The sequence below is a fragment of the Shewanella indica genome, assembly GCF_002836975.1.
GTDB classification, from domain to species: domain Bacteria; phylum Pseudomonadota; class Gammaproteobacteria; order Enterobacterales; family Shewanellaceae; genus Shewanella; species Shewanella indica.
This window is the reverse complement of the sequence record NZ_NIJK01000049.1, coordinates 19,656-46,564: the sequence shown is the minus strand read 5'-3', so window position 1 is coordinate 46,564 and position 26,909 is coordinate 19,656. Positions and strand designations below refer to the sequence as shown.

Annotated in this window: 25 protein-coding genes; 16 read left to right on the top strand and 9 right to left on the bottom strand. The window is 55.1% G+C overall.

From position 1 onward, the window contains the following. Nucleotide 1: 1 nt before the first annotated feature. From dtd to CX650_RS17600, 3 genes are read right to left on the bottom strand one after another with little or no spacing between them, the layout of a single operon-like run. Nucleotides 2–439: a D-aminoacyl-tRNA deacylase gene (gene dtd, locus CX650_RS17610; protein ID WP_028780049.1), complete on the bottom strand. Its 438-nt coding sequence runs from the start codon at nt 437–439 to the stop codon at nt 2–4. After that, complete coding sequence (locus CX650_RS17605) at nt 436–1,428, bottom strand: alpha/beta fold hydrolase (RefSeq protein ID WP_226684671.1); 993 nt, start codon at nt 1,426–1,428, stop codon at nt 436–438. Before CX650_RS17605 ends, dtd begins: the two co-directional genes overlap by 4 nt. Beyond that, nucleotides 1,379–2,266 (bottom strand): virulence factor BrkB family protein, encoded by an 888-nt coding sequence (locus CX650_RS17600; RefSeq protein ID WP_226684670.1) that lies wholly within the window; start codon nt 2,264–2,266, stop codon nt 1,379–1,381. The genes CX650_RS17605 and CX650_RS17600 overlap by 50 nt, the downstream gene beginning before the upstream one ends. A gap of 182 nt (nt 2,267–2,448) precedes the next feature. Between CX650_RS17600 and CX650_RS17595 the strand changes: the two genes are divergently transcribed. The 7 genes from CX650_RS17595 (at nt 2,449) to CX650_RS17565 (ending at nt 9,278) form a co-directional block, all read left to right on the top strand. Next, complete coding sequence (locus tag CX650_RS17595) at nt 2,449–2,667, top strand: hypothetical protein (RefSeq protein ID WP_028780047.1); 219 nt, start codon at nt 2,449–2,451, stop codon at nt 2,665–2,667. Nucleotides 2,668–2,687: 20 nt separating this feature from the next. Further along, nucleotides 2,688–3,338, top strand: a complete 651-nt coding sequence (locus CX650_RS17590) for a DUF2959 domain-containing protein (protein WP_039034687.1) — start codon at nt 2,688–2,690, stop codon at nt 3,336–3,338. Between the two features lie 182 nt (nt 3,339–3,520). Next, nucleotides 3,521–4,735, top strand: a complete 1,215-nt coding sequence (locus tag CX650_RS17585) for a 4Fe-4S binding protein (RefSeq protein ID WP_101096599.1) — start codon at nt 3,521–3,523, stop codon at nt 4,733–4,735. 153 nt (nt 4,736–4,888) lie between these two features. Then, the gene (locus tag CX650_RS17580) at nt 4,889–5,941 is read left to right on the top strand and encodes an XdhC family protein (protein WP_101096576.1); all 1,053 of its coding nucleotides are present in this window, start codon (nt 4,889–4,891) and stop codon (nt 5,939–5,941) included. Further along, entirely contained in the window at nt 5,938–6,582 is a 645-nt protein-coding gene (locus tag CX650_RS17575) for an NTP transferase domain-containing protein (RefSeq protein ID WP_101096575.1), read from the top strand. The genes CX650_RS17580 and CX650_RS17575 overlap by 4 nt, the downstream gene beginning before the upstream one ends. Nucleotides 6,583–6,585: 3 nt before the next feature. Beyond that, nucleotides 6,586–7,041, top strand: a complete 456-nt coding sequence (locus CX650_RS17570) for a (2Fe-2S)-binding protein (RefSeq protein WP_101096574.1) — start codon at nt 6,586–6,588, stop codon at nt 7,039–7,041. Further along, the gene (locus tag CX650_RS17565) at nt 7,038–9,278 is read left to right on the top strand and encodes a xanthine dehydrogenase family protein molybdopterin-binding subunit (RefSeq protein ID WP_101096573.1); all 2,241 of its coding nucleotides are present in this window, start codon (nt 7,038–7,040) and stop codon (nt 9,276–9,278) included. Before CX650_RS17570 ends, CX650_RS17565 begins: the two co-directional genes overlap by 4 nt. Before the next feature lie 165 nt (nt 9,279–9,443). On the opposite strand, the gene CX650_RS17560 is transcribed toward CX650_RS17565, so the two are convergent. The 3 genes from CX650_RS17560 to CX650_RS17550 are packed head-to-tail and all read right to left on the bottom strand — an operon-like array spanning nt 9,444 to nt 11,829. Then, complete coding sequence (locus CX650_RS17560; protein WP_101096572.1) at nt 9,444–10,505, bottom strand: zinc-binding dehydrogenase; 1,062 nt, start codon at nt 10,503–10,505, stop codon at nt 9,444–9,446. 9 nt (nt 10,506–10,514) lie between these two features. Beyond that, nucleotides 10,515–11,021 carry a 2,4'-dihydroxyacetophenone dioxygenase family protein gene (locus tag CX650_RS17555; protein ID WP_039034693.1) on the bottom strand — a complete coding sequence of 169 codons (507 nt, stop codon included), beginning with the start codon at nt 11,019–11,021 and terminating at the stop codon, nt 10,515–10,517. A gap of 43 nt (nt 11,022–11,064) precedes the next feature. Next, a complete protein-coding gene (locus tag CX650_RS17550; protein WP_101096571.1) occupies nt 11,065–11,829 on the bottom strand; it encodes an SDR family NAD(P)-dependent oxidoreductase in 765 nt (254 codons plus the stop codon). Between the two features lie 192 nt (nt 11,830–12,021). Here CX650_RS17550 and CX650_RS17545 point away from each other — a divergent pair, with 192 nt between their 5' ends. Further along, nucleotides 12,022–12,972 carry an AraC family transcriptional regulator gene (locus tag CX650_RS17545; protein WP_226684666.1) on the top strand — a complete coding sequence of 317 codons (951 nt, stop codon included), beginning with the start codon at nt 12,022–12,024 and terminating at the stop codon, nt 12,970–12,972. Between the two features lie 83 nt (nt 12,973–13,055). Here CX650_RS17545 and typA read toward each other — a convergent pair whose 3' ends face one another. Further along, entirely contained in the window at nt 13,056–14,867 is a 1,812-nt protein-coding gene (typA, locus tag CX650_RS17540; RefSeq protein ID WP_101096569.1) for a translational GTPase TypA, read from the bottom strand. A 457-nt stretch (nt 14,868–15,324) separates the two neighbouring features. On the opposite strand from typA, the gene glnA reads away from it, so the two are divergent. Then, nucleotides 15,325–16,734, top strand: a complete 1,410-nt coding sequence (glnA, locus tag CX650_RS17535; protein WP_101055273.1) for a glutamate--ammonia ligase — start codon at nt 15,325–15,327, stop codon at nt 16,732–16,734. A 104-nt stretch (nt 16,735–16,838) separates the two neighbouring features. On the opposite strand, the gene CX650_RS17530 is transcribed toward glnA, so the two are convergent. After that, on the bottom strand, nt 16,839–17,336 hold the full coding sequence (locus CX650_RS17530; RefSeq protein ID WP_039034698.1) for a hypothetical protein: 498 nt from the start codon (nt 17,334–17,336) through the stop codon (nt 16,839–16,841). A gap of 9 nt (nt 17,337–17,345) precedes the next feature. After that, nucleotides 17,346–18,269, bottom strand: a complete 924-nt coding sequence (locus CX650_RS17525) for a C-GCAxxG-C-C family (seleno)protein (protein ID WP_101096568.1) — start codon at nt 18,267–18,269, stop codon at nt 17,346–17,348. 236 nt (nt 18,270–18,505) lie between these two features. Between CX650_RS17525 and CX650_RS17520 the strand changes: the two genes are divergently transcribed. The 7 genes from CX650_RS17520 (at nt 18,506) to glnL (ending at nt 26,902) form a co-directional block, all read left to right on the top strand. Next, nucleotides 18,506–19,552: a toxin-antitoxin system YwqK family antitoxin gene (locus CX650_RS17520; protein ID WP_039034700.1), complete on the top strand. Its 1,047-nt coding sequence runs from the start codon at nt 18,506–18,508 to the stop codon at nt 19,550–19,552. A gap of 122 nt (nt 19,553–19,674) precedes the next feature. Continuing rightward, the gene (locus tag CX650_RS17515; RefSeq protein ID WP_071476362.1) at nt 19,675–20,532 is read left to right on the top strand and encodes a DMT family transporter; all 858 of its coding nucleotides are present in this window, start codon (nt 19,675–19,677) and stop codon (nt 20,530–20,532) included. Between the two features lie 90 nt (nt 20,533–20,622). Then, a complete protein-coding gene (locus CX650_RS17510) occupies nt 20,623–21,855 on the top strand; it encodes a cyanate transporter (RefSeq protein WP_101096567.1) in 1,233 nt (410 codons plus the stop codon). A gap of 106 nt (nt 21,856–21,961) precedes the next feature. Beyond that, complete coding sequence (locus tag CX650_RS17505) at nt 21,962–23,941, top strand: FUSC family protein (RefSeq protein ID WP_101096566.1); 1,980 nt, start codon at nt 21,962–21,964, stop codon at nt 23,939–23,941. 12 nt (nt 23,942–23,953) lie between these two features. Then, nucleotides 23,954–25,111 carry an iron-containing alcohol dehydrogenase gene (locus CX650_RS17500; protein ID WP_101096565.1) on the top strand — a complete coding sequence of 386 codons (1,158 nt, stop codon included), beginning with the start codon at nt 23,954–23,956 and terminating at the stop codon, nt 25,109–25,111. Between the two features lie 71 nt (nt 25,112–25,182). Further along, nucleotides 25,183–25,728, top strand: a complete 546-nt coding sequence (locus CX650_RS17495) for a DUF4124 domain-containing protein (protein WP_039034705.1) — start codon at nt 25,183–25,185, stop codon at nt 25,726–25,728. 115 nt (nt 25,729–25,843) lie between these two features. Continuing rightward, nucleotides 25,844–26,902, top strand: coding sequence for a nitrogen regulation protein NR(II) (glnL, locus tag CX650_RS17490; protein ID WP_039034706.1), 1,059 nt, complete (start codon nt 25,844–25,846; stop codon nt 26,900–26,902). Nucleotides 26,903–26,909 lie beyond the last annotated feature (7 nt).

The following is a 26,909-nucleotide window of genomic DNA, read 5'->3' as shown; positions in this document are numbered from 1 at the left end:
ATCAAACACTCAGATTAAAGGTCACTGGCCCGTCGTTCAGCAGTTCCACCTGCATATCGGCAGCGAAGCGGCCGGTTTCTGTGGTCACCCCCTTGCTGCGGCAAAATGCCACAAAGGCTTCATAGAGCTCTTCGGCCTGAGCCGGACTGGCACCACCCGAGAAACTGGGACGTAGACCGCGGCTGGTATCGGCCGCCAGGGTAAATTGCGACACCACCAACAACTGCCCGCCAACCTGAGTCAGATTGAGGTTCATCTTGCCGTTGTCATCGCTGAACACCCGGTAATTCATCACCTTGGTGGCCAGCTTTTCCATCGCCGCCATATCATCCTGGCGTTCAACGCCCAACAACACCAACAAACCTTTATCTATGGCGCCGGTCACTTCATCGGCAACCGTTACCTTGGCACGGCTGACTCTCTGTATCAGGGCGATCAATCCTGACTCCTTAATTCTGTTTCACAAGAGGCCGCAGTGTCGCCCATAGCACACAGGGCTGCAACCACGGCGTGACGCATTTTATCATCCACCAGCGAGTGATGACCTCCGGCCACCAGCTGCAACTCGATCGGGCAGCTCTGGCGCGCAAGCTGAGCCTGCAGCAAGTGAGTTGGACAGACCCAGTCGTTTTCCCCCTGCAGCAAGCGGGTATGTTTCGGCCAGTTATTGAGCCCTGCATCAAACAGACTCATGGCTTCGAAATAGTGATGGCGGGCATAGTGAAGTTCGATTCTGGCCATATTGCTGTCCCTAGGCGCCCTTGGCGGCGGCAACAGCACCCCGGGTAAAGACAGATGCTGCTCCCAGCGCAACCAACTGCGGATATAATCCTGGGCATTGAGGCAGGTAAATCCCTTGGCATAACTTTCCAGCAGCGCCGCAGTGCTGCGCTCACTCCTGGATAGCCAGCGGGAAAAGCCATGATAGTCCACCGGGAAACGGCTGGCGGCGCCAGCAGCACCATAGAGCCAATCGCGGCCCTCGGCAGAGGGGATAAAGCTGCCCCAATATGTCTGGGCTATGACCCGCTCAGGGAATAAACCGCCGTACACCAGCCCCAAGGTTGCCCCGAACGAGCCCCCCGCCAGACACCAGCGCGGCAACTGCAGCGCCTTTCTGACCGACTCGAGATCATCTAGCAGGCCCTGGAAGTGATTCTGCGCCAGGCCTTTCTCGGAACGCGATAAACCTGCGCCCCTTTGATCCAGAAACAATAAGCGAAAGCGGCGCAGATCAAACAGCGCCAACTCTTCAAGGCTGCAACCGGCGCCGGGCCCGCCGTGCAGATACAGCAGCGGAATGCCTTCCGGGTTGCCGAATTGCGCCAGATACAGGCGGTGGCCACCACCAACCTCCAGCCAGTCGCGGGCAAACGGATTATGCCGATCCGGGGTCATCATCCAGCGGCTCCAATGGGGCGTCACCATCGAGGAATTCCGGCAAAGAAGCGGTGATCTCGGCTCCCATCAGAACTATCATCCAGGACAGATAGACCCAGACAAACAGTATCGGAATCGTCGCTAAGGCGCCGTAAATCGCCTCGTAGCTGGGGAAGTGAGTCACATACAGGGCAAAGCCTTTCTTGCCCGCCTCAAACAGCAAGGCAGCCACTATGGCCCCGAGCAGGGCATGCAGCAGCTTCACCTTTTGATTGGGGACCACAGTGTAAAGCAGCAGGAAGGCCGCGACAGAAAACAGAAATGGCAAACGCGCGACAAAGAAACTACCTACACCATAAGTATCGGCTTCATTGAATATTTTCAGCGATACCAAGTAGGAAGTGGCCGCCAGGCTGGCACCCATCAGCACGGGGCCCAGCGTCAGGATCATCCAATACATGGAAAAAGACACGACAGTCTGGCGCTTTTCTTTGGTGCGCCAGATATAATTCAATGCCTTGTCGATGGCGGAGATCAGTAAAATGGCCACCACCACCAAGGCGCCGATACCGACGGCTGTACCCTTGGAAGCGTTACCGACAAACTCGTTGATATAAACCTGAACCGTATCACCTGCGGCCGGCAAAAAGTTTTGATAAATAAAATTTTCTATCAGTTGCCGCACCCCTTTGAATACAGGGAAAGCCGACAGCATAGACATGGTAACGGCCACCATGGGCACCAGCGACAGCAGGGTCACATAGGCCAGATGACCGGCTCGGATATTGATTTGATCGTCCTGCAATCTCTGTTTCAGGTGCAGCAGGAAGTGCCAGCAGCCTTTCATAAACAAGCTGAAATTGCGGGTATCTATCTTGTTGCTCACGGTTTTCTCTTGATCCTCTGGGTCTAGTGTCGCTATCTTCGTACAATAATGCCCGGATTACAAAGTGTGATGCTGCCACTGCAGCAGGGCAAAGGAAGCCGAGAATGACGCCAGCGCTATGCATAGGCATGCGCCAAGACCCGTCGTTCAGCGCTTCTCCCATAATTTAAAGGAGAGAGTTAATGTCACAACAAGGATCGGCGGGCAATGTGATTGCCGCGCTGGCAAGCGTATTTTTCCCGGGTCTGGGACAGTTGGTTCAGGGGCGGATCCTGGCCGCACTGATCTTCTTTCTGGTGACAGTCACAGGTTACGCCCTCTGGTGGTTGGTAGTTCCTGCTATCATAGGTGCCATCGCCCATCTCTGGTGCATCATAGATGCCGCCAAATACAAAGCATAAATAGAGAAAAGAGAAAGCTTATGAACAAGATCCTCACCACCGCCCTGGTCAGCCTGGGATTGCTGCTGGGTGGTTGCCAGAGTGCCTATTACGGCGCCATGGAAAAGGTTGGCTATCACAAACGTGACATCATGGTCGACCGGGTCAAAGACGCCAAAGAATCGCAACAGGAAGCACAGGAGCAGTTCAGTTCGGCACTGGAAGAGATGCAGGCGCTGCTGAACCATGACGGCGGCGATCTGGAAAAGGCTTACAACAAGGCCAAAGACGAGTATGAGTCGGCTCAGGAAGCCGCCGATGATGTCAGCAACCGTATCAACAAGGTGGAAGATGTGGCCGAAGCCCTGTTCGATGAGTGGCAAGGGGAAATCGGTGAGATCAGCAAGGCCAGCCTGCGCAGTAAGAGCCAGGCCAAGCTTAAAGAGACCCGCCGCTCCTACGAACAGCTGATCCGCAGCATGCGCCGTGCCGAGAGCAAGATGCCTCCTATCCTGACCTCAATGAAAGACAACATGCTCTACCTCAAGCATAACCTCAACGCCCAGACCATAGGGGCCATCAAGGGTGAGTTTGCCAGTCTGCAGAGCGATATCTCCGGCCTTATCAAAGAGATGAATAAATCCATCGATGAGTCCAACCGCTTTATCGCGGCAATGGAGTCGGGTAACTGACCGCCAAGCCATAGAGAGAGCCCCGCACTGCGGGGCTTTTTTTCAGCTGTGAGCCAGTGCACGAATTTCTCTATCTGCGAATGTAAATTTGGATCTGCTGCACACTTCCTTTTTTGACTCAAGAACTTGTGCCCTTATTTGAGTTCACAATAGGCAGTCCTTTGATGCTGGCCTATATTCTCATGACACTGACCGAATCGCTCACCCTCATGCTGGCGCTCCTCTATGGTGTCAGCCAACTCTGGTGGAGCGGCCGCCGTTTCGGCGCCGGCCTCACCTTGCTGCTGATTTTAACCGCGCTGCTGATTAGCAGCAGCCCCATGTTGCTGCTGGCCACGCTGACAACCGTTGGTAGCCTGGCATTGCTGCAGCAACTGCGCCCCGGCTTGCTGCAATCCGAGCCCAGGATCAATAACCTGCGCAGCGGCTGCCAGCACCTGTTGGCGCTGGCGCTGTTTCTGGTCGCGATTCAGTACACCATCAACAGCCTGATGCTCAAGGCCGGAATCACGCCTTGGATTGGGCGCCCGGATGTGGTGGATGCGTTTCTGCCCATCGCCGGTGGTATAGAGCTCAAGGCGATAGCCACCCTGGGACTCTGGGATCAAACCCACCCGGCGGCGGCCGTGATGCTGGCGGTGGTGTTGTTGACCGGACTGCTGTGCAAGCGCGCCTTCTGTGGCTGGGCCTGCCCGCTGGGTTTGGCCGGAGAGTACCTCTATCGCCTGCGTAAACGCTTTATCAAGCGCGAATTTATGCCGCCTGCCTGGCTCGACTGGCCACTGCGTATGCTCAAGTATCTGTTGTTGGCGGCGCTGCTCTACATAGTGCTGGGCATGCCGTCTATGGGGATCCCCGGCTACCTGGAGAGTAATTATCACAAGATAGCCGATCTCAAGATGGCGCTGTTTTTCATCACTCCAGGACTCATCACCCTGGCCTGCTTTGGCCTGATCCTTGCCATTGTCGCCTGGCGCCGTCAGGGATTTTGCCGTTACCTCTGCCCCTATGGCGCCCTGCTGGGACTGCTGAGTTTTCTCAGCCCGCTGAAAATCCGCCGCGCCCCGGAGCATTGCCTGATAGAGTCCAAGGGGATGAAATGCGACAAGTGCACCCGCGCCTGTCCGGCCGGCATCATAGTGCATACCAAAAATACAGTGCACAGCGATGAATGCCAGGCCTGCATGCGCTGCGTGGCCGCCTGTCCCAAGAAAGCGGCGCTGGGGTTCGGCCTGAGCCGCCATCATTTCTGGTCGGCCAAGTCGGTAATGCTGCTGGTCCTTGGACTGCTGTTCCTGCTGCCCTTGATAGCCTACACCTCGGGCTTCTGGGAAAGCCAAACGCCGGATGCGATTCGGATGCAACTGCTGCAGATGATCGACTATGTAGGTCACTAGACGCAACCATTCAGGCTCGCCGACAGGCGGGCCTTCTTATTGCGCTTGCCGCCGAGTTCCGCTGCCCCTCCCTGACTTGCCACACCCGGCAAGATTGTTTCCCGGTGCGATTTTATGCAATGCTAACTTCTCCACCAAAAACATGGGAAGTTTATGGCGCACCATCTGCAAACCTTGCTGCAACAATGGGCTCTCAGCGCAGACGAGCCCTGGGTGCTGGCGCTGATCACCTCGGTACAAGGCTCTTCTTATCGCAAACCCGGAGCCATGATGCTGTTTCATCCCCTGGGCCAGAGCCTGGGGATCCTCAGCGGCGGCTGTTTGGAGGCCGATCTGCGCCATCAGGCACACAAGGCCCTGACGGAACAAAGGGTGGTGGAGGTCTGTTATGACGCCCGCGACGATCAGGACGCCAGTTACCAACTGGGGTGTGGCGGCTTGGTGAACATCTGCCTGCTGCCTCTGGGGCGGGAGAATCATTTTCTGGCACTCGATGAGTTGCGCCAGGCTCTGAATGCCGGTCAATCCGGCTTCTGGCAGTTGCTGATGCCAAAAGCCGGTGAAGCGCCCGCAGCCCTTGAGGCGCGCTTTTTACCCCAAGGTTCCCCCTCAACCTATGCTGAGCCTCTGCCTTTCCCCGCCAATGACTTTCGCCGCACCGGGATTTGGAGTCAAGAAACCGGGCAGAACGGGCAACAGAGCTGGTTAACCGTACCCGTGGGCCCCAAACCTGCGCTTGCGATTTTCGGCGGCGGCCTGGATGCCAAGCCGCTGGCGCAGATGGCTTTGCAACTGGACTGGCAGGTGAGCGTCGTCGACCCCAGAGCCGCCTATGCCCGCAGCCATGACTTTGCCGGTTGCGACATAATCAAACTCGGCGCCGACGAGCTGGATACCGATTGGCTCAAGCGTCAGGATGGCGCCATAGTGATGCACCACAATGTCGAGCTCGACAGCGCCATTCTCAAACGGCTGCAAGTAAGCTGCCCACGCTATCTGGCGCTATTGGGGCCAACTCACAGGCGCGATAAGGTACTCAAACATGCCGGTCTTGGGCTGGCAGACTTTGCCATGCCACTGGCGGCCCCCGCAGGGCTGGCACTCGGCGGCGAACTCCCGGGGGCCATCGCCCTCAGCATTTTGGCCCAGTGCCACGGGGTTTTGTTTGATGCGCCCATGACAGGGCTTGAGGGCCTGATGCCATGAGGCTCTTGCCTGTGTTGCTGGCCGCCGGGGCATCAAGCCGTTTCGCCGCCGACAGTTCAGTGCCTGGCCGCGCCAAACTGGCGGCACAGGACAGCCATGGCACGCCGCTGCTGCGCCTCAGTTGGCAAGCGCTGGAGCAGATGCGCGCTCAGGCAAGCCAGAAGTACCCCACGCTTGAGCTGCTGCCGCTGCTGACGATTCTCGGCGCGCATAAGGAACAGCTGCAAGCGCTGTTGCCGCCGCACGCCAAGTGCTACTTCAATCCCCTCTGGCAACAGGGGATGGGCCACTCCATCGCCCTGGCGGCGGAGCAGGCCAAGGCCTGCTCCGCCGATGCCCTGCTACTGGCGCTGGCCGATCAGGTGGCGCTGAACGGCGCCGATTACCTTGAATTGCTCGACTGTTGGCTGGGCAGCCAACTCAGCAGCAGCGCCTTTTACCGGGACGCCCCCGGCGCACCTGCTATCTTTAATGCCACAGACTTCAACGCCCTTAGCCAACTGCAGGGTGACCGAGGGGCCAAGGCCCTGCTGACCGAGAAATTACAACAACAACGACTGGGCCGGATAGTGCTGCACCGCGCCGCCATAGACATAGACACGGGCGCAGATCTCAGACGCCTCAACCAGCACAAGGAGTGAACAATGTCGCAACTCAAAATCAATGGCAGACTGTTTTCGGTCGAGGCCGATCCCAATATGCCCTTGCTATGGGCCCTCAGGGATCTCCTGGGACTAACAGGCACCAAATTCGGCTGTGGCGCCGGACTCTGCGGTGCCTGCACCATACATCTGGATGGTAAGCCCGCCAGAGCCTGCCTCACCAGTCTCAAAAGTGCCGAGGGCAAGAACATCACCACCATAGAAGGCCTGGAAAATCCGGCGCTGAAGGCTGCCTGGAGCAAACACAAGGTTCCCCAGTGCGGTTACTGTCAGACAGGGCAACTCATGTCTGCCGCGGCGCTCTTGAGTGAAACGCCCAACCCCAGTGACCAACAGATAGACGATGCCATGTCCGGCAATATCTGCCGCTGCGGCACCTATACCCGGATCCGCAGCGCCATCAAGGATGTCGCCGTCAAAGGGGGGCAGAGCTCATGAGCCGATTTACCGCAGTGGAAAACTTCAGCCGTCGCGATGTGCTGAAACTCTTTGGCGCCAGTGGCGGTGCCTTGATGCTGGGCAGCAGCGCCCTGGGCTGGAGCCCCATGAGCCTGGCGCAGGACAAGCTGCAACCTCTGAATCTGTTTATCGCCGTCGGTGAAGACGACAAGGTCTACCTCACCTGCCATCGCTCGGAAATGGGTCAGGGCATACGAACAGGCATACCTCAGGTGCTGGCCGATGAACTGGAAGCCGACTGGGACAAAGTCGTGGTGGTGCAGGGCCTGGCCGACAAGCGTTACGGCAGCCAGAATACGGATGGCAGTCGCAGCATACGTAAACACTACGACAGAATGCGGCAGATGGGTGCCATGGCGCGCACCATGTTGGAACAGGCTGCCGCCGAACATTGGCAAGTGCCGGTCGCAGAAGTCAGCGCCAAGGCTCACAGAGTGACTCACAAGGCGTCCGGCCGCTCCCTGAGCTATGGCGAACTGGCGCTGGCGGCGTCCAAGCTGCCGCTTCCGGATGAGAACCAACTCAGGCTCAAACCCAGAGAAGAATTCACCCAGATAGGTCAGTCACGCACCATAGTGGATATGGATGCCATGTTGGATGGCAGCGCCATCTATGGCCAGGATATACGTCTGGAAGGCATGCTCTATGCTGCGATTGCCCGGCCGCCTGTGCTCGGCAGCCAAGCGGAGAGTGTCGATGATAAAAAGGCCCGCGCCTTCCCCGGTGTGGTGGATATTATCAGTCTGCCCGCTCCCAAAGGAGCGCCTGCCTTCCAGCCGCTTGGCGGTGTGGCTGTGCTGGCCAACAACAGCTGGAGCGCCCTTGAAGGGCGCAAGGCACTGGCGATCCAGTGGCAGCAAAGCCCCAACGACAAGCACGACTCCCAAGCGTTTATCGCCACCCTGAAACAAAGAGTACAACAGAGTGGCAAAGTCAGGCGTGAGCTGGGCCAGCCTCCCGCAAGCTGGCCCGAAGAGCGCACGCTCAGCGCCGATTACACTGTGCCCTATCTGGCTCACGCCATGATGGAGCCGCCGGCGGCCACCGCCAGAGTCACCAAGGATGGCTGTGAAATCTGGGCCTGCAGCCAAACTCCCCAGAGTACCCAGCAGAATGTGGCGGCCGCTTTGGGGCTGAAGGAGGAGCAGGTCAAGGTGCATGTCACCCTGCTGGGCGGCGGCTTTGGTCGTAAGTCCAAGCCGGACTTCAGCGTCGAGGCGGCGCTGCTGGCTAAGCGCAGCGGCAAGCCGGTGAAGGTGTTCTGGAGCCGGGAAGATGAGCTGCAAAACGGCTATCTGCACGCCATCAGCGCCCAACATTATCAGGCGCTGCTCAGTGATGATGGCAAGGTGGAAGCCCTGTTGTCGCGCACCGCCTTCCCGTCCATCAGTTCCACCTTTGCCGAAGGCGTGGATGAGCCCTCGGACGGCGAACTGGATTTGGGCTTTATCGACTTGCCGTTTCAGTTGCCGTCGCTGCGCTGCGAAACCGCCAAGGCCGAGGCTCACACCCGCATAGGCTGGCTGCGCTCTGTGTGCAACATTCAGCATGCCTTCGGCATCGGCAGTTTTGTTGACGAACTGGCGCTGCGCACCGGCCAAAGTTGCCCGGCCATGTGGCGGCAACTTCTGGGGCAACCCCGAGTGGAGAACTTTGCCAATCAGGGCTTCAAATACGGTAACTATGGCGAAGAACTGAGCCGTCATCCTGTGGATGTCGCTCGTTATCTGACGGTCATCGACGCCGCCGAAAAACGGATGGCACTGTCACCGGCCAAGGCAGGCGAAGGCTGGGGGTTTGCGGTGCATCGCAGCTTTGTCAGCTATGTGGCGGTTGCCATCAAGGTCAAACTGGACGGTGAGCGTTTGCAGGTGCTGCAGGCCATCTCAGTGCTGGATGCCGGCACTGTGGTTAACCCTGACAGAGTGCATTCGCAGCTGGAAGGCGCGGTCATCTTCGGCCTCAGCCTGGCGATGCTGGGCGAAATCAGCTTTAAGGATGGCAAGGTGCAACAGTCGAACTTCCACAACTATCAACTACTGCGGTTGCCGCAATGCCCTGAGATAGAAACACAAATTATCGCCTCGACCGAGGTCCCCGGCGGTGTGGGCGAACCCGGCGTCCCCCCGGTAGCACCGGCCCTGACCAACGCCATAGTGGCCGCCGGCGGCAAGCGCTACCGGGATCTGCCGCTGAAGCAGTATCTGCAGCTTTGATTGGTCGATAAAGTGCCGGGGCCATGCCCCGGCAAATCTAAATTGATCAACATCGCGATTTAGCGAGCCTGCTTGAGATTACCAGCCCCACCATAATGAAGCGTAAAATAAATAAAAAGCCGCTTTATAAGTTAGCGGCTGAATTCGAGTTAAGGTGTTGGATGATTAATTGAGCGTTTGCAGCTCACCATCACGCCAAGGTTCAATCACGACTTTAATATGTTGATTCGGCTGCATAAGCTGTTTGAATGCACCCGATACGCCGTCCATCCCAACTTTACCTGTGAGCAACTTATTCCAAGGCACCCTGCTCTCGGTCAATTCCTGCAAACACTGAGCAAACTCATGTGGTTGATAGTAGTATGAGAAACGCATATCCAGCTCTTTCACTGTGGCGTAAGCATAGTTGATGTTCGCTTCAGCAGTGTGGATCCCCGTCACCACTATGGTCGCATTGGCCGGCGAACGCTTCACAAAACCTTCGATCAGTTTATGAATACCCACACACTCGAAAATCACCACACGATTACCCGCGGCAATTTCAGCAGCATATGCCACTTCATCTTGCTCACCCGGATTAACCCCATGAGTCGCACCGAATTCATGGGCTAATGCCAGTTTTTCGCCCTGAAGATCAGCCGCAATAATATTACCTACACCCTGCAGATGCAGCGCTGAAATGACCGCTAAACCGATAGGCCCACAACCAACGACCAAGGCAGTATCTTCGGTGCCGACTTCACCACGATTAACGGCATGCAAGCCTACAGCCAGTGGCTCTGTCAGCGCCACAGCTTCAGCCGGGAGATGATCCGGCACTGGCAGCAGCTGTGCTTCATCGAGAATAAAGTATTCTGAATACGCCCCATTGACGCCGGGAGTCACCCCTACGCCAGCACCATTTTGACTCATCAGGATTGGCACCGATGTAACTCGGGTGCCTAGGGCTAGGGTTTGCTGGGTTTCGGGACCAAATTCAACCACTTCAGCACAAAACTCATGTCCCAGCATCACAGGAACATGATTATCAGCCCCCTCTGGCATCATGCCTAGTTTGCGGTAAAAATCGAATACTTCGTTATAGTGGCGCGCAATATGAATATCCGAGCCACAAATACCACAAGCAAGACTGCGTACCAACACTTGGCCTGCCTGTGGCTTAGGTAATTCGACCTGTTGCAGAGTAACTTCGCCATCCTGCAACACGATTGCATTCATCAAACTCATAATGGTTTCCTATTTGGTATCGCTCATAGATGCCGGCGCACCGGGTTTAATGTAACGAGGCTTGATGCCTTGTGCCTTGGCGGCAGCAAGAAGAGCCTGCTCAATCCAACCGGCATCCATGATAAACATGAAGTTACCATCGGCATCGAAGTTAACATTGACACCGGTAATCACCATCACACCATCAGCGCCTTCAGAATCGGCGGGACAATGGAAAGTGTGGATAGAACCACCCGGCTCATACAGATAGCTGCCGGCTGTTTGGGGTTGTTCCGGATATTCTAGGTAGTGCCACCGACCCGCCAAGGTATAAAAATGCACTACGCCTGTATGAAAATGCTTGGGTAAGGTGATACCCGGCTTAAACTTAGCGCGGATCACCCAAACACCATTTTCAGGGTCCAAAAATAACGGATACACATCAACGCCCGGCAGCGCATCTTTGATGATCTGCTCTTCGTTAGTATTGAGGGTTAATAAAAAATCTTGATGATTAATCACTTCCGGTAAAGCCATATTTGCCTTCCTCATGTTCTTATTGGGTTGATGGGTCGAGCTATCACTCCTTCTGCAATGGATATTTAAAATTCTCAAAACCGTCGGAAGCATGCACTGTGCAGCCGTTGATGCAATTGGCCTCGTCACTCACCAGAAATACCGCCACATCGGCTATCTCGCTCGGAAGAGTAAACTCCTGACGCATTTGTTCCTTACGAATGTGTTCCCAGAGTCCCAGTGCCTCGTATTGACGCAGCATAGGAGTATCGACACGACCGGGAGCAATGGCGCAAACACGAACGCCCAATGGGGCAAGCTCAAGCGCGGCGCATTTGGTCATCATATCGACGGCCGCTTTACTGACGTTGTAGGTAAAAGTCATTTCCGAGGCAATTGTTGCGTAGACAGACGAAGTATTAAGGATCACGCCTTCAGTACCTTGAGCGCGAAATTGACGTCCACCGGCCACAATGCCGTGATATACGCCTTTTTGATTCACATTGGTAACTGAGTCGAAATCGCCCAAAGGATCATGTTCTAACAAGGGTTTGGCTGAGCCAATACCGGCATTATTTATCACAATATCAAGCTGACCAAACCGGGTAACCGCATGTGCCACCATAGCTTCAACTTGCTTGTAATCGGTCACATCGACACTAAAAGTCACCAACTTATCAGTGGGGAAATCGTTAAAGACCTTGAGCGAATCAACTGACAGATCGGCGGCAACGACTCTCCCTCCCTCGGCGAGTATTTTACGGACAATTGCTTGCCCTATGCCTCCTGCTGCCCCCGTCACCACTGCGGTTTTATTCAGTAAACGCATAGATGTCCTCTTTTTATATTTATTAATTTCATTATTAAGGCAATAGTAATTTAGATGATTAATTGCACATCTTCTTGACTTATTACGAATGAAATTTGATATATTGCGATTCTTATACCAAAGAGAACTCAACGCCCCATGTACCTAGTCCGTAGCGGTGCAGCTGCCCAATTTGAGCAACTGGTCCTGGAGTTGGGTGAAAACCCCATAGAAATGATCCATCAAGCAGGATTACGTCAGGCACAGTTTCGCGATCCCAATATCTATATCGCCTATCCACGACTAGCCGAGTTATTGGAAATCGCCGCCCTAGGCTGTAAACAGCCGCTGTTCGGACTTATGCTTGCCAAACGGCAAACCTTACATGTGCTCGGTGACTTACCTATGTTGATTTCCCGCACAGCAACCGTGGCCGATGCTCTTGAAAAGGTGAATGACTATCTGTACCTGCACGCCTCAGGTATCTCGCTACAACTGCAACCACAGGGAGATATGGTACGCCTAGTCTTATCAATTAATGTTCACTGCCGTGGCATTGAACAATTGATGCAACTGAGCGTGGCACAACTGGCAATGTTTGTTTCAAGCCTGCTGAATATCAACATTAACACTATCCCCTTACATTTGTGTCAAAGTAAGCCCAGCGAACTTGAACCCCAGCACTTTGCCCACTTAGTGCGCTTTCGTGAATCCTTTGATGGCGTAGTACTTAAAACTGCACAATTAACCGGGCGTAACTATCACGATGAGGGAGCACTCAACCGCCATTTTCAGTCACATCTACAATATTTACAGAGCCGCTATCCCGATAATCTGGCCGATCAGGCAAGAGACTTAATTCACCGATTACTTCCAACCGGAGAGTGTTGTATTGAAAGGGTATCAACTGCGCTGGGGATACACGAGCGCACGTTACAGGCAAGACTCAAAGAGACTGGGCTTAGCTATCGTCAATTGCTGCAAGAAGTCAGACAGAATATCGCTAAACAGCAACTCAGTTATGGCACCCAAACCATTACCGAACTGGCACTGCAATTAGGTTATGCCGAGATCGCTGTTTTTAGTCGTCATTTTAAAACTTGGACGGGATTATCCCCCAAGCAATGGCAGCAGCAATATCGCAGGGGACAAATAGAGGATTAATCTTGATAAACAAAAGCCCCGCTAAGCTAGCTTAGCGGGGCTTTTTATTCACTGTGAGGCTATCACCTCGAACGCAACCACAATCAACCGCGGCTGGCGCGCTTACGGTCGTTTTCAGTCAGATGACGCTTACGGATCCGAATGCTCTTAGGCGTTACTTCCACCAGTTCATCATCATCGATGAATTCCAGCGCTTGCTCCAGAGACATCTGGATATGCGGAGTCAGTACCTGAGCTTCGTCAGTACCTGAAGCACGCATGTTGGTCAACTGCTTGCCCTTGAGGCAGTTTACTGTCAGGTCGTTGGAACGGCTGTGAATACCTATCACCTGGCCTTCATAAACCTCGGCGGCATGACCAATCATCAGACGACCGCGATCCTGCAGACCAAACAGAGCAAAGGTCAGTGCCTTACCGGTCGCATTGGAGATCAATACTCCGTTGGTACGCTGGCCGATATCGCCACCCTTGTATGGACCGTAATGGTCGAAGGTATGATACAGCAGACCTGTACCCGAAGTGGCTGTCATAAACTCAGTCTGGAAACCGATCAAGCCGCGGCTTGGGATCATGAAATCGATACGTACGCGACCCTTGCCATCTGGCTGCATGTCGCGCATGTCGGCCTTACGGGTACCCAGCTTCTCGATAACGCCACCCTGATGCTCTTCTTCCACATCCACGGTTAGTTGCTCGTATGGTTCGCACTTCTCGCCGTCGATCTCTTTGATGATCACTTCAGGACGGGAAACCGCCAGCTCATAACCTTCACGACGCATGTTTTCGATCAGGATAGACAGGTGCAGTTCACCACGGCCGGAGACGCGGAAACGATCCGGACTCTCGGTTTCTTCAACACGCAGGGCCACGTTGTGTACCAGCTCCTGTTGCAGACGCTCAAGGATGTTACGTGAAGTCACGTACTTACCTTCTTTACCTGCGAAAGGAGAGGTGTTGACCTGGAAGGTCATAGTCATGGTTGGTTCATCAACAGACAGGGGTGGCAATGCTTCGGCATGACCGACGGCGCAGATGGTGTCGGAAATCTTCAGCTCGCCCAGGCCTGTGATGGCAACGATATCACCGGCATTGGCGCTGTCCACTTCGTGGCGATCCAGGCCCATATAGCCCAGAACCTGGCCAACTTTGCCGTTACGGGTTTTACCGTCGGCACCAACAATAGTGACCTGCTGGTTGGTCTTGATGCTACCGCGCTTGATACGACCCACACCGATAACCCCTACATAGCTGTTGTAGTCCAGCTGAGAGATCTGCATCTGGAATGGACCATCGGCATCGGCATCCGGAGGAGATACTTTTTCAACGATAGTCTGGAACAGCGGCGTCATATCTTCACTGGCTTCATCGGGATCCAAGCTGGCAAAACCATTCAGAGCAGAAGCATACACAATAGGGAAGTCCAACTGTTCGTCGGTAGCACCCAGGTTGTCGAACAGGTCAAATACCTGATCGATAACCCAATCTGGACGAGCGCCAGGACGGTCAATCTTGTTGATAACCACAATAGGCTTAAGGCCTTGGGCAAATGCTTTCTTGGTCACGAAGCGTGTCTGTGGCATTGGACCGTCCTGCGCATCAACCAGCAGCAGTACAGAGTCAACCATAGACAGAACCCGCTCTACTTCACCACCGAAGTCGGCGTGCCCAGGGGTATCTACTATGTTAATGCGGTAGTCGTTCCACTTAATGGCGGTGTTCTTCGCCAGAATAGTGATCCCACGTTCTTTCTCCAGATCGTTGGAGTCCATCACCCGCTCGGTGGCTTCTCCGCGGGTTGCCAGGGTTCCTGACTGTGCCAACAGCTTGTCTACCAGGGTAGTCTTACCATGGTCAACGTGCGCTATGATGGCGATGTTACGTAAATTCTCTAACACAGTTTTGCCTCTTACGATCTCTGTTCTGTGGGATGCAGCAATATAAATTGAATGGTACAACCGCTTTATGACTGCTTGGCGATTGCCTTCCAGGCCTTATAAAACCTGGGCTAGCATCATGCTGGGGAACACTATTTCCCCGGATGGTTGCTTTAAAAAGCGTGCCATTCTACTCTAGCGAGGGGCTATCGCACAGGATTATTTTTTAAACACCTATGAATATCCTACTGAATAAGCGCACGCACCATTATGGTGAGCGCACCTTTTTGGAACACAGCACGCACCATTATAGTGCAAACCCGCTTGTCTCGCCAGCCCTCGATTTTACCACTCCCTTTATTTTCAATATCTTAGCATCTTGGCATGAGTTTGGCTTAATAGAAACCAACAAGGCGCCAGACGCTAAATACTAAGAGTTGACAAAGGGCACCCCCTTTACCCTACCGGAGGCTTGATAATGTCAGTCGAATCAGTTTTACAACAGCTGCAAGAGTTGGAAGTTAAGTTTGTTGATTTACGCTTTACCGATACCAAAGGTAAGGAACAGCATGTATCTATCCCGACTCATCAGGTAGATGCTGATTTCTTTGAAGACGGCAAGATGTTTGATGGTTCATCCATCGGTGGCTGGAAAGGAATCAACGAATCAGACATGGTACTGATGCCAGATCCAGACAGCTTTGTACTGGACCCATTTACCGAAGAAACCACAGCACTGATCCGCTGCGATATTCTCGAACCCGGCACTATGCAGGGGTATGAGCGTGACCCTCGCTCCATCGCCAAAAAAGCCGAAGAATACTTGCGTTCTACCGGCATCGCCGACACTGTGCTGATCGGCCCTGAGCCAGAATTTTTCCTGTTCGATGACGTGCGTTTCGGTACCGACATGAGCGGCACCTTCGTCAAGATAGATGCCAAAGAAGCGGCATGGAACTCAGGCACCAGCTATGAAGACGGCAACACAGGCCACCGTCCATTCGTTAAGGGCGGTTACTTCCCGGTAGCACCGGTAGACTCTTCACAGGATCTGCGTAGCGCCATGTGTCTGGTGCTGGAAGAAATGGGTCAAATTGTGGAAGCTCACCACCATGAAGTAGCTACCGCTGGTCAGAACGAGATCGCCACGCGCTTCAACACGCTTACAAAGAAAGCCGATGAGATTCAAGAGCTTAAGTATGTGATCCACAATATGGCTCACGCCTACGGCAAGACTGCGACCTTTATGCCCAAGCCGATTGTCGGCGACAACGGCAGCGGCATGCACGTTCACCAGTCACTCTCTAAAGACGGTACCAACCTGTTTGCCGGTGACAAGTACGGCGGCCTGTCTGAAACTGCCCTGTACTATATCGGCGGTATCATCAAGCACGCCCGTGCCCTGAACGCCTTCACCAACCCAAGCACCAACTCCTACAAGCGTTTGGTGCCACACTTTGAAGCCCCCGTGATGCTGGCATATTCTGCCCGCAACCGCTCCGCTTCTATCCGTATCCCTGTGGTACCTAGCCCTAAGGCTCGCCGTATCGAAACCCGCTTCCCGGATCCTATGGCCAACCCTTATCTGGCCTTTGCAGCACTGCTGATGGCCGGTCTGGACGGTATCCAGAACAAGATCCACCCTGGTGATGCCATGGACAAGGATCTGTACGATCTGCCGGCCGAAGAAGCAGCGGAAATCCCGACTGTGGCCGAATCTCTGGAAGTCGCCCTGGCGGCTCTGGATGCAGACCGTGAGTTCCTGACCCGCGGCGGTGTGTTCAGCGATGACTTTATCGACTCTTACCTCAAGCTGAAACAAGCCGAGGCCGAGCGTGTCAGCCGTACCACTCACCCTGTCGAATTTGAGCTGTACTACAGCCTCTAATTGCCCTGCAATCAACCGATGAGTCAAGCCATCGGATAATAAAAAAAGCGCCCCGGGAGCAATCCTGGGGCGCTACTATTTTAAGGCTCTGAAACTCAAATCATTCAGGGAGCGCTGATAAGTTCAGGCGCACTCTGGGCCTTGGCCCCGGTGAGGATCACCGCCAACTTGAGTTCACCCTCTGTCTGGTTCAGCTCCTCAAGCCCTTCCGGCGTAAAGCGATATTGGCCTTCAGTCTCCAGCGCTTCCATGGTGCCAGCACAGGTGTCGACGGTTTCACTGCATTCGAAACGTGCGCCCTTGTGCCAAGGCATGGAAAAGGCTGATACCTGCTCAGCCGGCATCTTGAGATACATCACCACATAGTTGCTGCCGGCATCCTTGACAGGTTTACCTTCCGCCGTGGTCAGACTAAAGGTCAACGCCTGGCTTTGAGGATCCACGGCGCTCAGTGCTACCTTGAGGCTTTCGGCTTCATTGATGGACACAGACTGCCCCGGCTCCGGCGTAGGCGGAACCACAGGGTCATCATCATCGTCCAACCAATCACAACCACCCAAGCACAACAGCAAAGACGCCACTATCAAACTCTTATGTTTCATAACAGCCTCCTAGTGACAATCGCTGCAGGACGCACCTTCATGAACCCCGGTCAAACCGGCGCCAATATCATGGGCGCTGTGGCAGCTCTGACATTCCATCTGTGAATTAACATCGGCCCCTATGTAGGTATCCGGCTCACGTTTGGTGCTGCTGTGACAACCGCTACACTCGGCATTACCCTCTGCCACCATTTCAGCGTCCAGGGCATTGTCCAGCGACTTATTGAGGAAGTCAGTAGTGACATAGGCAATCTCGGCCGTCAGCTGAGCGCAGCGCTCCAGTTTCGCCTGATGACTGGAGCCGTACTTGCTCGCTTTCGACCAGTGGGTCACCGAGGTATGGCAAAGAATAGAATTGGCAACCGACTGGCCTATCTTATCTGCGGTCAATAGCTCACCTGCGTTGTCTGTACGGGTCGGTGCGCCAATCGCCTTGAGGAAGGCTTCATCATTTCTCGGCATGGCTGTGTGTTCATAGTAGCGATACACGGAGCGGATCACCGCAGTGCGGTTGACCCCACCCAGAACGTTGACCGCCATAGCCGCCGCATTCAAGCAGCCACACAGGGTTCCCCAACCTGCGATACCGCCGCCACCATAGGCTGCCAGGTTGGTAGGGATAGCAGCGAATTTACAGGCATCCTCATGCCCCTTGGCCGCCAAAGCCTTCACCAGGGCATCAAACACACCGTACATACAACCACCGCGGCCATAACCTTCATAGGCCAGTTTGGCGACTTCCATCGGGTCCAATTTCACGTAGGTCAGTAGCTTGGTGCCCAGATCGCTGCCCCCTTCACTGCCGATCCCTATGCTGGTATCTCCGGAACAAGACTCTGCTGCCAGGGTTGTGGTCGCAATCAGCGAGCTCCCGGCGGCTACTCCAACCAAACCTACTATCTGGCCCATTGCCTGACGTCGATTCACGTTCATACTCATCACCTCTTTTTACACTTATATTTTGTAGAATTGCAAATTAAGCAATACTTACCCTTTATAATCAATGACTTGCATACAAGACCAGCTTACTCCCTCTCTTGTTGTGCAGATGTGATCCAAGGCGGGTTTCGATGTTAAAGAGTCAAAAAGCCAACAGCCCATCGGCAAGAGACTTGAGCCAAGCAGTAACGGCAGCGACAATGAGCCACTTCGTTAAGCAAGGATCTGCTATGAATTACAGCCTCTTTTTACTCACTCTCTTGCTGCTGGCTGGTTGTCACTCTGAGGTGCAACTGCCGATTAAAGCTGACAAGCTGGAGCCAATCCACTGCCGGGAAGTAAAGGATGACAATGGCGCCCTGGGTTATTACCTCGAAGACTGCATTGACGGATACCGAGGAGAACCCTTCAGCGGCATTGCCATTTGGGGAGCGCCGGATCGCCCCAGCTATAGCGCAGCCCAGTTCAAGGATGGCCTGCGGCATGGCTACAGCTTCAGCACATCCGCGCCGCCCGAGCGTCTACTAAACCAAAGCGCTTGGTATAAAAATGGCAAGTTGCACGGTTGGCAGCTGAACTTTCAATACCAGCAAACTCAATTACGCAGCCGGGAGTTGTATCGAGACGGTGAGCGCCAAGAGCTCTGGCTCTACGATAGCCAAGGCCAACTCGACAGTTTCAAGCGTTTCGACCAGGGTACAGTAATTGAATTCATCTCCTATGAGCAGGGACGGGAGCGAAGGAAACAGTTCAAACGGGACGGCGAGAAATTCACTGTCTGGAAAAGCTATTTCCCCGATGGCTCATTAAAGAACTTCAGTGAGCATCTGGATGAAGAAAATCTCAGAAAACTCAAGGAACAAGGTTACTACGCCAACGGCCGGCTCAAGTTGGACTACCTGTTCGACCGTCGGCAGCGCACCGCAGTGCAGCACACCTTCTGGCGCAATGGCCAGCGCCAGTCCGAGCAACATTATGGTTTCTTTCCTTCGATAGCCGCCGATGGCATCTGGCTCAGTTATTGCGAGAGCAATGGCGCCTTGAGCAAACGCACCCCCTACAGTCGAGGCGCCAAGCAGGGCGAGGAACAGCTCTTTCACTGCAATGGTCAGCTACAGGTGAGCAAACGTTTCGACCGGGACAAGCTCATACCACAGACCCTGAGCTACTTCGATGAACAGGGGCGCAACTATCTGCAGGAAGATATAGGCACGAATGGCAAGGTGCTGCATACCCGGGTCTATGATGAGCAGGGTAAACTAACCTATCAAGATTAAATTAATATTCAATTAGTTAGCATTATCACCCACAGAGAGTCCAGCTCTTTTTCAAATGCGACTTGCTTATCCCGGCACTGAATTCTAAAATATCTTCACATCAAGATACTTTAAGAAAAGAAATGCCTTACTTAATCGCACTCTTGGCTCCCGTCTTCTGGGGGACCACCTATGCCCTGGTCAGCCTGTACCTGCAGGATATGTCCCCTTTCTGGGTCGCCGTCTGGCGCGCACTACCGGCCGGGATCCTGTTATTGCTGCTGCGACCCAAGCTGCCTTCGCTCGCCTGGAGCAAAATACTCTTGCTGGCATTTTGTAATATCGGCGCCTTCTTCGCCTTGCTGTTTATGGGCGCCTACCGCCTGCCAGGCGCAGTGGCTGGCACCCTGGGGGCCACACTGCCACTGATGTTTCTGCTGCTGGCCTGGCTGCTTGATGGCCAAAGGCCGGCATTGAAGTGGACCTTGCTGGCGCTGCTGGGACTGAGTGGAGTGATCTTGTTGCTCAATCCTTCGGCCAAGCTGGATCTGATTGGTGTGCTCTGCGCCCTGAGTGCCACTCTGCTGGTGGCCCAATCATCCCGCTGGATGCAACGCTGGCAAACCGGCGATCTTCTGGTATTGACCGCCTGGCAGTTGTTGCTCGGCGGCTTGATGCTGATCCCGCTTGCCTGGACAGTGGCCGGTGCTCCCACACTACCGGAGCCCAAGACCTGGCCCGCCATCGCTTGGCTGGCCATCTTCAGCACGGCGCTGAGCTACTGGGCCTGGATCTGGTCCATCAAACATCTGGGACCGCAAATCATGGGCATGATGGCCTTGATCAACCCTGTGGTGGCCGTCTCGCTCGGGGTGTTTTTGGTCGGCGAACAGCTGGACAGCTATCAATGGCTGGGGATCGGCCTGATCATGTCGTCACTATTGCTGATGAAACTTCCTGTCCCGGCTATCTGGTATCGCCTGCGCCCCAGCCGGCGCTGACACTCACCTGACATAAGAGCCCTGTTTGGCCCCTGAAAAAGGGGCCAAGGGTTCGGCTTAACTGAATTTAGCAAAATAAGGAAATGGACTATGAGCTCATCAAAATGGCAGCCTGTGTGGCTGATCCTGACCTTAATTATTCTCGGCCTCAACCTGCGCCCCAGTATGGCGGCCATAGGCCCACTGCTGGAGGCTATCCGGACTTCCTTGCCCCTCAGTTACAGTTCCTTGGCACTGCTGACCATGCTGCCCGTGATGACCATGGGAGTCGCTATGTTTATCGGTGCCAAGCTGGCCGCCAGACTGGGAGAGCGCCAAACCCTGCTACTGTCGCTGCTACTGATTGGCTTGGCTAACCTGGCTCGGCTCTGGGCCGGCAGCGGCCTGCAACTGCTACTGACCGCAATCATTGCCGGCTTAGGTATCGCCCTTATTCAGGCGCTGCTGCCCGGAATGATCAAGCGCAGCTATAGCCAGCATATTGAGCGTTACATGGGGATTTACGTAACCGCCATCATGGGTGGAGCGGCCCTGGCTGCTGCCATTAGCCCTTGGCTTGAGCACAGGTTTGGTCATTGGCAGTCGGCGCTGGCCTTCTGGGCTCTGTTGAGTCTGCCGGCGATGCTATTTTGGTTCTGGGGCAAACACGGCCTGCAACCCCTGGGCTTCAACAAGACAGCAGCAAAGAAGACTTCAGGAAAACCGGGAGTTAGCCCAAGTGTGGGTATAGGCAGCTTTAGCCGCATTCCCAGGGCCTGGCTGTTGGGGCTTTTCTTTGGCCTGAGCACAGCATCCTATACCTGTGTGCTCGCTTGGTTGGCGCCCTTCTTTATCGACTTGGGTTGGCAAGCCACTCAGGCAGGGCTATTGCTGGCGTTTCTGACGCTGATGGAAGTGGTCGCAGGCCTGTTGCTGCCGACGCTTGCGGCTCGCAGTCATGACAGAAGGCCACTGCTATGGCTGTTACTCCTGTCTACAATTGGCGGTTTTATCGGGCTGGCGTTGATGCCACTGGCCCTGCCCTGGTTATGGGCTGCGCTGCTGGGAATAGGCATTGGTGGCCTCTTCCCCTTGAGTCTGATTGTCACTTTGGACCATCTGGACGACTACAGTCAGGCGGGACAACTGACGGCCTTTGTTCAGGGGATAGGTTACCTGCTGGCATCCCTGTCGCCTCTGCTGGCGGGTTATCTCAAGGACAGCTCCAGCAGCTTCACGCTTTCCTGGTTGCTGCTCGCGGCTGTGTCTATGGGCATGCTGGCCATTGCCTGGCGCTTTGATCCCAAGCGCCACAGTCAGCACTTCGCCCTGTTGGCCCAGTGAATCGATTTGCCGGGTGGAAAATTGTTAACCGCCCGGCACTCAAGCAGACTCAAATGAGGTAGAATGGTGTCCCTCTTGTACCATTCTGCTGTCAAAGCAAAGTAACGTGAATCTATCCTATCTATTCCAGCGCCTGCTGCAATGGCTGCCTGATCGTGCCGATCTTCCTGAAGGCTTACGCATAGGGCTGCCCATGATGGCGGGCCTATTGCTGTTTTCGTTTCTCGGCGACAGTGCCAGCGGCGTCAACGCCCTGATCTGTGCCTGGCTGGTCGGCGTCCAGGGACGCAACCTGGCTTATCCCAAACGAGCCGGGCTGCTGAGCAAGTCGGCACTCCTTTGCTGTATCAGCAGCGCTCTGGCCTTGCTGAGCCTGATCCATCCTTGGCTGGGGATCAGCGTACTCGGCGCCATAGGCCTGTTATATGGCCTCAGCTCAAACCAAAGAAAATACATTCAGCTGCTGACCTACAACGCCGGCTTTTGCCTGATCTGCGGCCTGCACCTGCTGGAGTCGGGTACCGACTGGAAGATGTTGTTGCTCTCCAGCCTGTTCGGCAGCTGGTTGGCAGTCATCAGCGCCGTCGTCGCCGGGCCCTGGATGGCGATACGTCAAGGCGAACAGCTGCTGGCCAGTGTGCAGCGCAAATTCGGCTTCTGGTGCAATATACTCAGCCACTCGGACGCCGCCAATGTCGGCCAGCGTCTAGCCTTGCGGGAACAGCTCGATGATGCCATCGCCGTACTGGCCCACTGGCTGCTGGAAATGCCGGATAAAGCCGAGGTGCAACACATCGCCTGGCAACTGGAGTCGAATCTTATCCTGATAGAAACTCTGGAGAGCATAGGCAGGCTGCAACAAAATGATGCCGCCAACCCGGCACTGCAGCAGTATTTGGCCAATTTTGCCAACGAACTCAAGACCCACAGGGAAAAAGGCATCAAGCCGACGCCGCCGCCCTTGGGTGACAAGCCGCAACCTCTGCTGTTGGATGCTGCCAACCGCCTGGCCTTGGCGCTGGATCCCCAAAGACCACTGGCAGCCGACTGGCGCGAGCGCCTGGAGCTTATCTGGCCTTCCGATGCCCAAAGCGTTCGCAGTCAATGGCGCAAGGCCCTGGTGAAACACTCGCGGGAATGGCACCACGGCCTGAGAATTCTGTTCACTCTGCTGTGTTGTCAGGCCGTGGTGGAACTACTGCAACTGCCGCAGGGGTATTGGGTGACGCTCACCGCCTACATAGTGCTGATGGTAGCGCCGCTCGGGCAGTTGCAGGCCAGGATCTGGAGCCGCTTCTATGGCACAGTGCTCGGCTCTGTGTTGGCACTGGGGCTTATCTGGTATCTGGGCGCCGGTAGCTGGTTATTACCGGCCACCTGCCTGAGTGCCTTTCTGGCCTTTGCCACCTTTTACAAGGCCAGATACGAGATCCATGTATTCTGGCTCACCATGCTGATGGTGTTTGCCATCACCCTGTTGTTGCCAAGCGACCCCTATATCGCCTTCTACCGAGCGCTGGACACCTTTACCGGCGCCCTGATGGCATTTCTGGCGATGCATCTGTTTATTCCCAGTTGGACCCGGCGCTGGCTCGACAGCTATGTGTGCCACTTTATCGAGCTGGAACGGGCTTGGCTTGCCAGTATCAATACAGGTAAAGCCGACAACGCCCTGCGCTGGCAAGCCCATGCGGCGCTGAGGCAACTGGGGCAAGAAGTCGGCTTTTTGAAGCTCGAGCCCAACACAGGCCAGCGGGAGCTGCAGGACTGGCAGAGTTTTCTCTGGCTTGGGCTGACGCTGCACTGCACCCTGGTGTTGGTGGCACGCCAGCAGCAAAAGCCGCCGCTGCATCTGGCAGAGCAACAGTTGGCGGCCTGGCCCCAGCTGTTTCGCCAGCGCTTTTTGGCAACAGAGATGCACCAAGCCGAGTCCGGGCCAGCGCCCAATTCAACAGATGCGCCTACGCAGCTGTCAGCCAAACAAGCTGAAGCGATTCCCACTTGGGTAATGCAGGATATCGCCCATCTCTATGCCTGGCTTGACTGGCAACGTCCCTACGCCCTAGGCGGCAATACTCACGGCTGACAGGAGTTCAAGATGTACGATTTTGAATTTTACAATCCAACCCGCTTGCTCTTTGGCCGTAGCAGCCTGGAGCAGTTGGACACTCTGGTGCCCAATGATGCCAGAGTGCTCTTGCTCTACGGCGGCCAAAGCGCCAAACGCAATGGCACCCTGACCCAAGTCGGCCTAGTATTGGGTCAACGTGTCTGCGCCGAGTTCGGCGGCATTAGCCCCAACCCCGAGTACCACCAGCTGTTGCAGGCGGTAGAGCAGATAAGGCAACAAAAGCTGGACTTTATTCTCGCCATCGGCGGCGGTTCCATAATAGATGCGGGCAAGTTTATTGCCGCCGCCGTGCCCTATCAGGGAGAACCCTGGGAGATACTGGAAACCGACGGTCGCCACATTGACCAAGCTCTGCCGCTCGGTACTGTGCTGACCCTGCCGGCCACGGGCTCAGAGATGAATAACTGCGCGGTGATCAGCAATAGCGCTCTTGGCCTCAAGCGCTCCTTTCGTCATCCCTCGGTGTTTCCCCGCTTCTCTGTGCTGGCACCACAACTGAGTTTCAGCTTGCCGCAACCACAGGTTGCCAACGGCGTGGTAGATGCCTTTGTGCACGTGACCGAGCAGTACCTGACTTACCCGGTCGACGCCAAGGTACAGGACAGGTTTGCCGAAGGCCTGCTGCTCACTCTGATAGAGGAAGGCCCCAAGGCGCTGGCAGAGCCCGAAAACTATCAGGTGCGCGCCAATATCATGTTCAGCGCTACCATGGCGCTCAACGGCCTGATCGGCGCCGGTGTTCCGCAAGACTGGTCGACCCATAAGCTGGGTCACGAACTGACGGTGCGCCACGACCTGGATCATGCCGTGACCCTCGCCATACTGCTGCCGGCCATGCTGCGCCTGAGAAAAGCAGCCAAACACGCCAAGCTGCTGCAGTATGCCGAACGGGTCTGGCAACTCAGCGACGGCAGCGAAGAACAACGCATAGATGCAGCCATAGAGCAAACCCGGCTGTTCTTTGAATCCATGGGAATCAAGACTCACCTCAGTGACTATGGCATAGGCCACGAGGCCATAACGCCGCTGCTGGAAAACCTTGAGCGCCAGGGCCTGACCCAACTGGGGGAAGACGGCCGGGTCGACCTTGAGCTGAGCCGACAGGTTTTTCAGGCCAGCCTTTAAAGGCAGTGATTTTTGCCAATAAACAGGCTAATCTGAAACAAGTTCACAACTGCATAACAAGGGAAGTCTTTATGCGTACTCTGATGATAATCAGCCTGGCACTGCTGTCGCTGGTTGCCCAGGCGACTGTCTATAAGTGGGTCGATAAAGATGGCAAGGTGCATTACAGTGATGAACCCACCCCCCAAGCCCAGGCAGTGGAATTCACCGACAAGACCCAGAATCAAATAAGCCTGGAAACGCCTAAAGCTCTGCCCGATCCCATAGAAGTGGAACAGGTCGGCTATGGGTTGAAGATACTTTCACCACAGCATGAAGAAACCATTCGCGATAACGCCGGTGATTTTCAGGTTCAGGTAGAAGTAGAGCCGGAGCTGGCATCGGGTCATTTTCTGCAACTCTACATAGATGGCATCTCCACCAGCGACGCTCAGCGCAGCAATCTCTTCCAGCTCAAGGACATCGACCGCGGCGAACACACGCTGCAACTCAAGGCGGTGCAACAAAACGGCAAAGTCCTTGCATCCAGTAGTCCCATAACCATTTTTCTGCACCAAGCCGGACTGATGCAACCCGCCTTCCCGGCTCCCGGGAAGGGCCCCAAGCCAAGTAACTAATGTTATTTCAATGAATTAGCTACTTTGCATTTCGAGTTAGTCCACAGAGTTGTTGGCTTGCGGCCTGCACCGAATTGGTGCACCATTATGGTGCAATCCTGCTATGGGAAACTCTATGGACACAAATATCCTGCTCAATCATCTGGCAACTGCCGTTCTGGTCATCGACAGTGACCTGCTCCCCAGCTATGCCAACGCCGCTGCCGAGCAGTTGCTGGGCGTCTCCCGCCACAGGTTGCAGGAGCAGGTACTGACAGAGCATCTGCATGCCATAGGGGTTGAACCCAGGGTGCTGCAAAGCGCAGTGCTGGAACGTCAGGGGCTGACGGTCAATACCGCCCAACTCATCAGCCTGGATGGCCAGCACCACACTGTAGATATGACACTGATCCCACTGGAGCAGGGAGAACAGCTCAAGCCCTTGAGCCTGTTGGAACTCAGGCAGGTGGATCAGCAGCGGCGTATTCACCAGCAGTTGACTCTGGATGCCCAGCAGCAGGCGGCCCAATATCTGGTGCGCAACCTGGCCCATGAGATCAAAAACCCGCTGGGTGGACTGCGCGGTGCGGCGCAGCTGTTGTCCCGCGAGCTTAGCGAGCCGCAGCTCAAGGAGTTCACCACACTCATCATAGAGCAGGCCGACAGGCTGCGCGCCCTGGTAGACCGATTGCTGGGGCCACAGAAACCATCGCAGCACAAGCTGCAGAACATACATCTGGTACTGCAAAAGGTGATCAATCTGGTGAGTGTGACCCTGCCGCAACAGATACATCTGCGTCAGGATTACGACCCATCCATTCCAGACTTGCCTATGGATGAAGATCAACTGCAACAGGCAATCCTCAACATAGTGCAAAATGCAGTACAAGCCTTGGAGCATCAGGGCGGCGATATCATGATCCGCACCCGCACCGCCCATCAGGTCACCATAGGTAACCAGAGACACAAGTTGGTGTTGGTGCTGTCAATCATAGACAACGGCCCGGGTATCGCCCCGGAACTGGTGGATACCCTGTTTTACCCCATGGTCACAGGCCGTAAGGACGGTAACGGCCTGGGGCTATCCATCGCCCACAATATTGCCAGGCTGCACGGCGGCCGTATCGACTGCGATTCGGCCCCGGGGCACACAGAGTTCAGCCTGACATTGCCGATCAACAACCACAGCGGCTAACAAGAGA

Coding starts and splice junctions, on each gene's coding strand:
- CX650_RS17605 (WP_226684671.1), bottom strand. CDS start 1,428: ATGGTGACGCCCCATTGGAGCCGCTGGATGATGACCCCGGATCGGCAT.
- CX650_RS17580 (WP_101096576.1), top strand. CDS start 4,889: ATGGCGCACCATCTGCAAACCTTGCTGCAACAATGGGCTCTCAGCGCA.
- glnL (WP_039034706.1), top strand. CDS start 25,844: ATGGACACAAATATCCTGCTCAATCATCTGGCAACTGCCGTTCTGGTC.
- CX650_RS17550 (WP_101096571.1), bottom strand. CDS start 11,829: ATGCGTTTACTGAATAAAACCGCAGTGGTGACGGGGGCAGCAGGAGGC.
- CX650_RS17520 (WP_039034700.1), top strand. CDS start 18,506: ATGAATTACAGCCTCTTTTTACTCACTCTCTTGCTGCTGGCTGGTTGT.
- CX650_RS17575 (WP_101096575.1), top strand. CDS start 5,938: ATGAGGCTCTTGCCTGTGTTGCTGGCCGCCGGGGCATCAAGCCGTTTC.
- glnA (WP_101055273.1), top strand. CDS start 15,325: ATGTCAGTCGAATCAGTTTTACAACAGCTGCAAGAGTTGGAAGTTAAG.
- CX650_RS17510 (WP_101096567.1), top strand. CDS start 20,623: ATGAGCTCATCAAAATGGCAGCCTGTGTGGCTGATCCTGACCTTAATT.
- CX650_RS17595 (WP_028780047.1), top strand. CDS start 2,449: ATGTCACAACAAGGATCGGCGGGCAATGTGATTGCCGCGCTGGCAAGC.
- CX650_RS17525 (WP_101096568.1), bottom strand. CDS start 18,269: ATGAACGTGAATCGACGTCAGGCAATGGGCCAGATAGTAGGTTTGGTT.
- CX650_RS17500 (WP_101096565.1), top strand. CDS start 23,954: ATGTACGATTTTGAATTTTACAATCCAACCCGCTTGCTCTTTGGCCGT.
- CX650_RS17495 (WP_039034705.1), top strand. CDS start 25,183: ATGCGTACTCTGATGATAATCAGCCTGGCACTGCTGTCGCTGGTTGCC.
- CX650_RS17555 (WP_039034693.1), bottom strand. CDS start 11,021: ATGGCTTTACCGGAAGTGATTAATCATCAAGATTTTTTATTAACCCTC.
- CX650_RS17530 (WP_039034698.1), bottom strand. CDS start 17,336: ATGAAACATAAGAGTTTGATAGTGGCGTCTTTGCTGTTGTGCTTGGGT.
- CX650_RS17590 (WP_039034687.1), top strand. CDS start 2,688: ATGAACAAGATCCTCACCACCGCCCTGGTCAGCCTGGGATTGCTGCTG.
- CX650_RS17565 (WP_101096573.1), top strand. CDS start 7,038: ATGAGCCGATTTACCGCAGTGGAAAACTTCAGCCGTCGCGATGTGCTG.
- CX650_RS17515 (WP_071476362.1), top strand. CDS start 19,675: ATGCCTTACTTAATCGCACTCTTGGCTCCCGTCTTCTGGGGGACCACC.
- CX650_RS17585 (WP_101096599.1), top strand. CDS start 3,521: ATGACACTGACCGAATCGCTCACCCTCATGCTGGCGCTCCTCTATGGT.
- CX650_RS17560 (WP_101096572.1), bottom strand. CDS start 10,505: ATGAGTTTGATGAATGCAATCGTGTTGCAGGATGGCGAAGTTACTCTG.
- CX650_RS17570 (WP_101096574.1), top strand. CDS start 6,586: ATGTCGCAACTCAAAATCAATGGCAGACTGTTTTCGGTCGAGGCCGAT.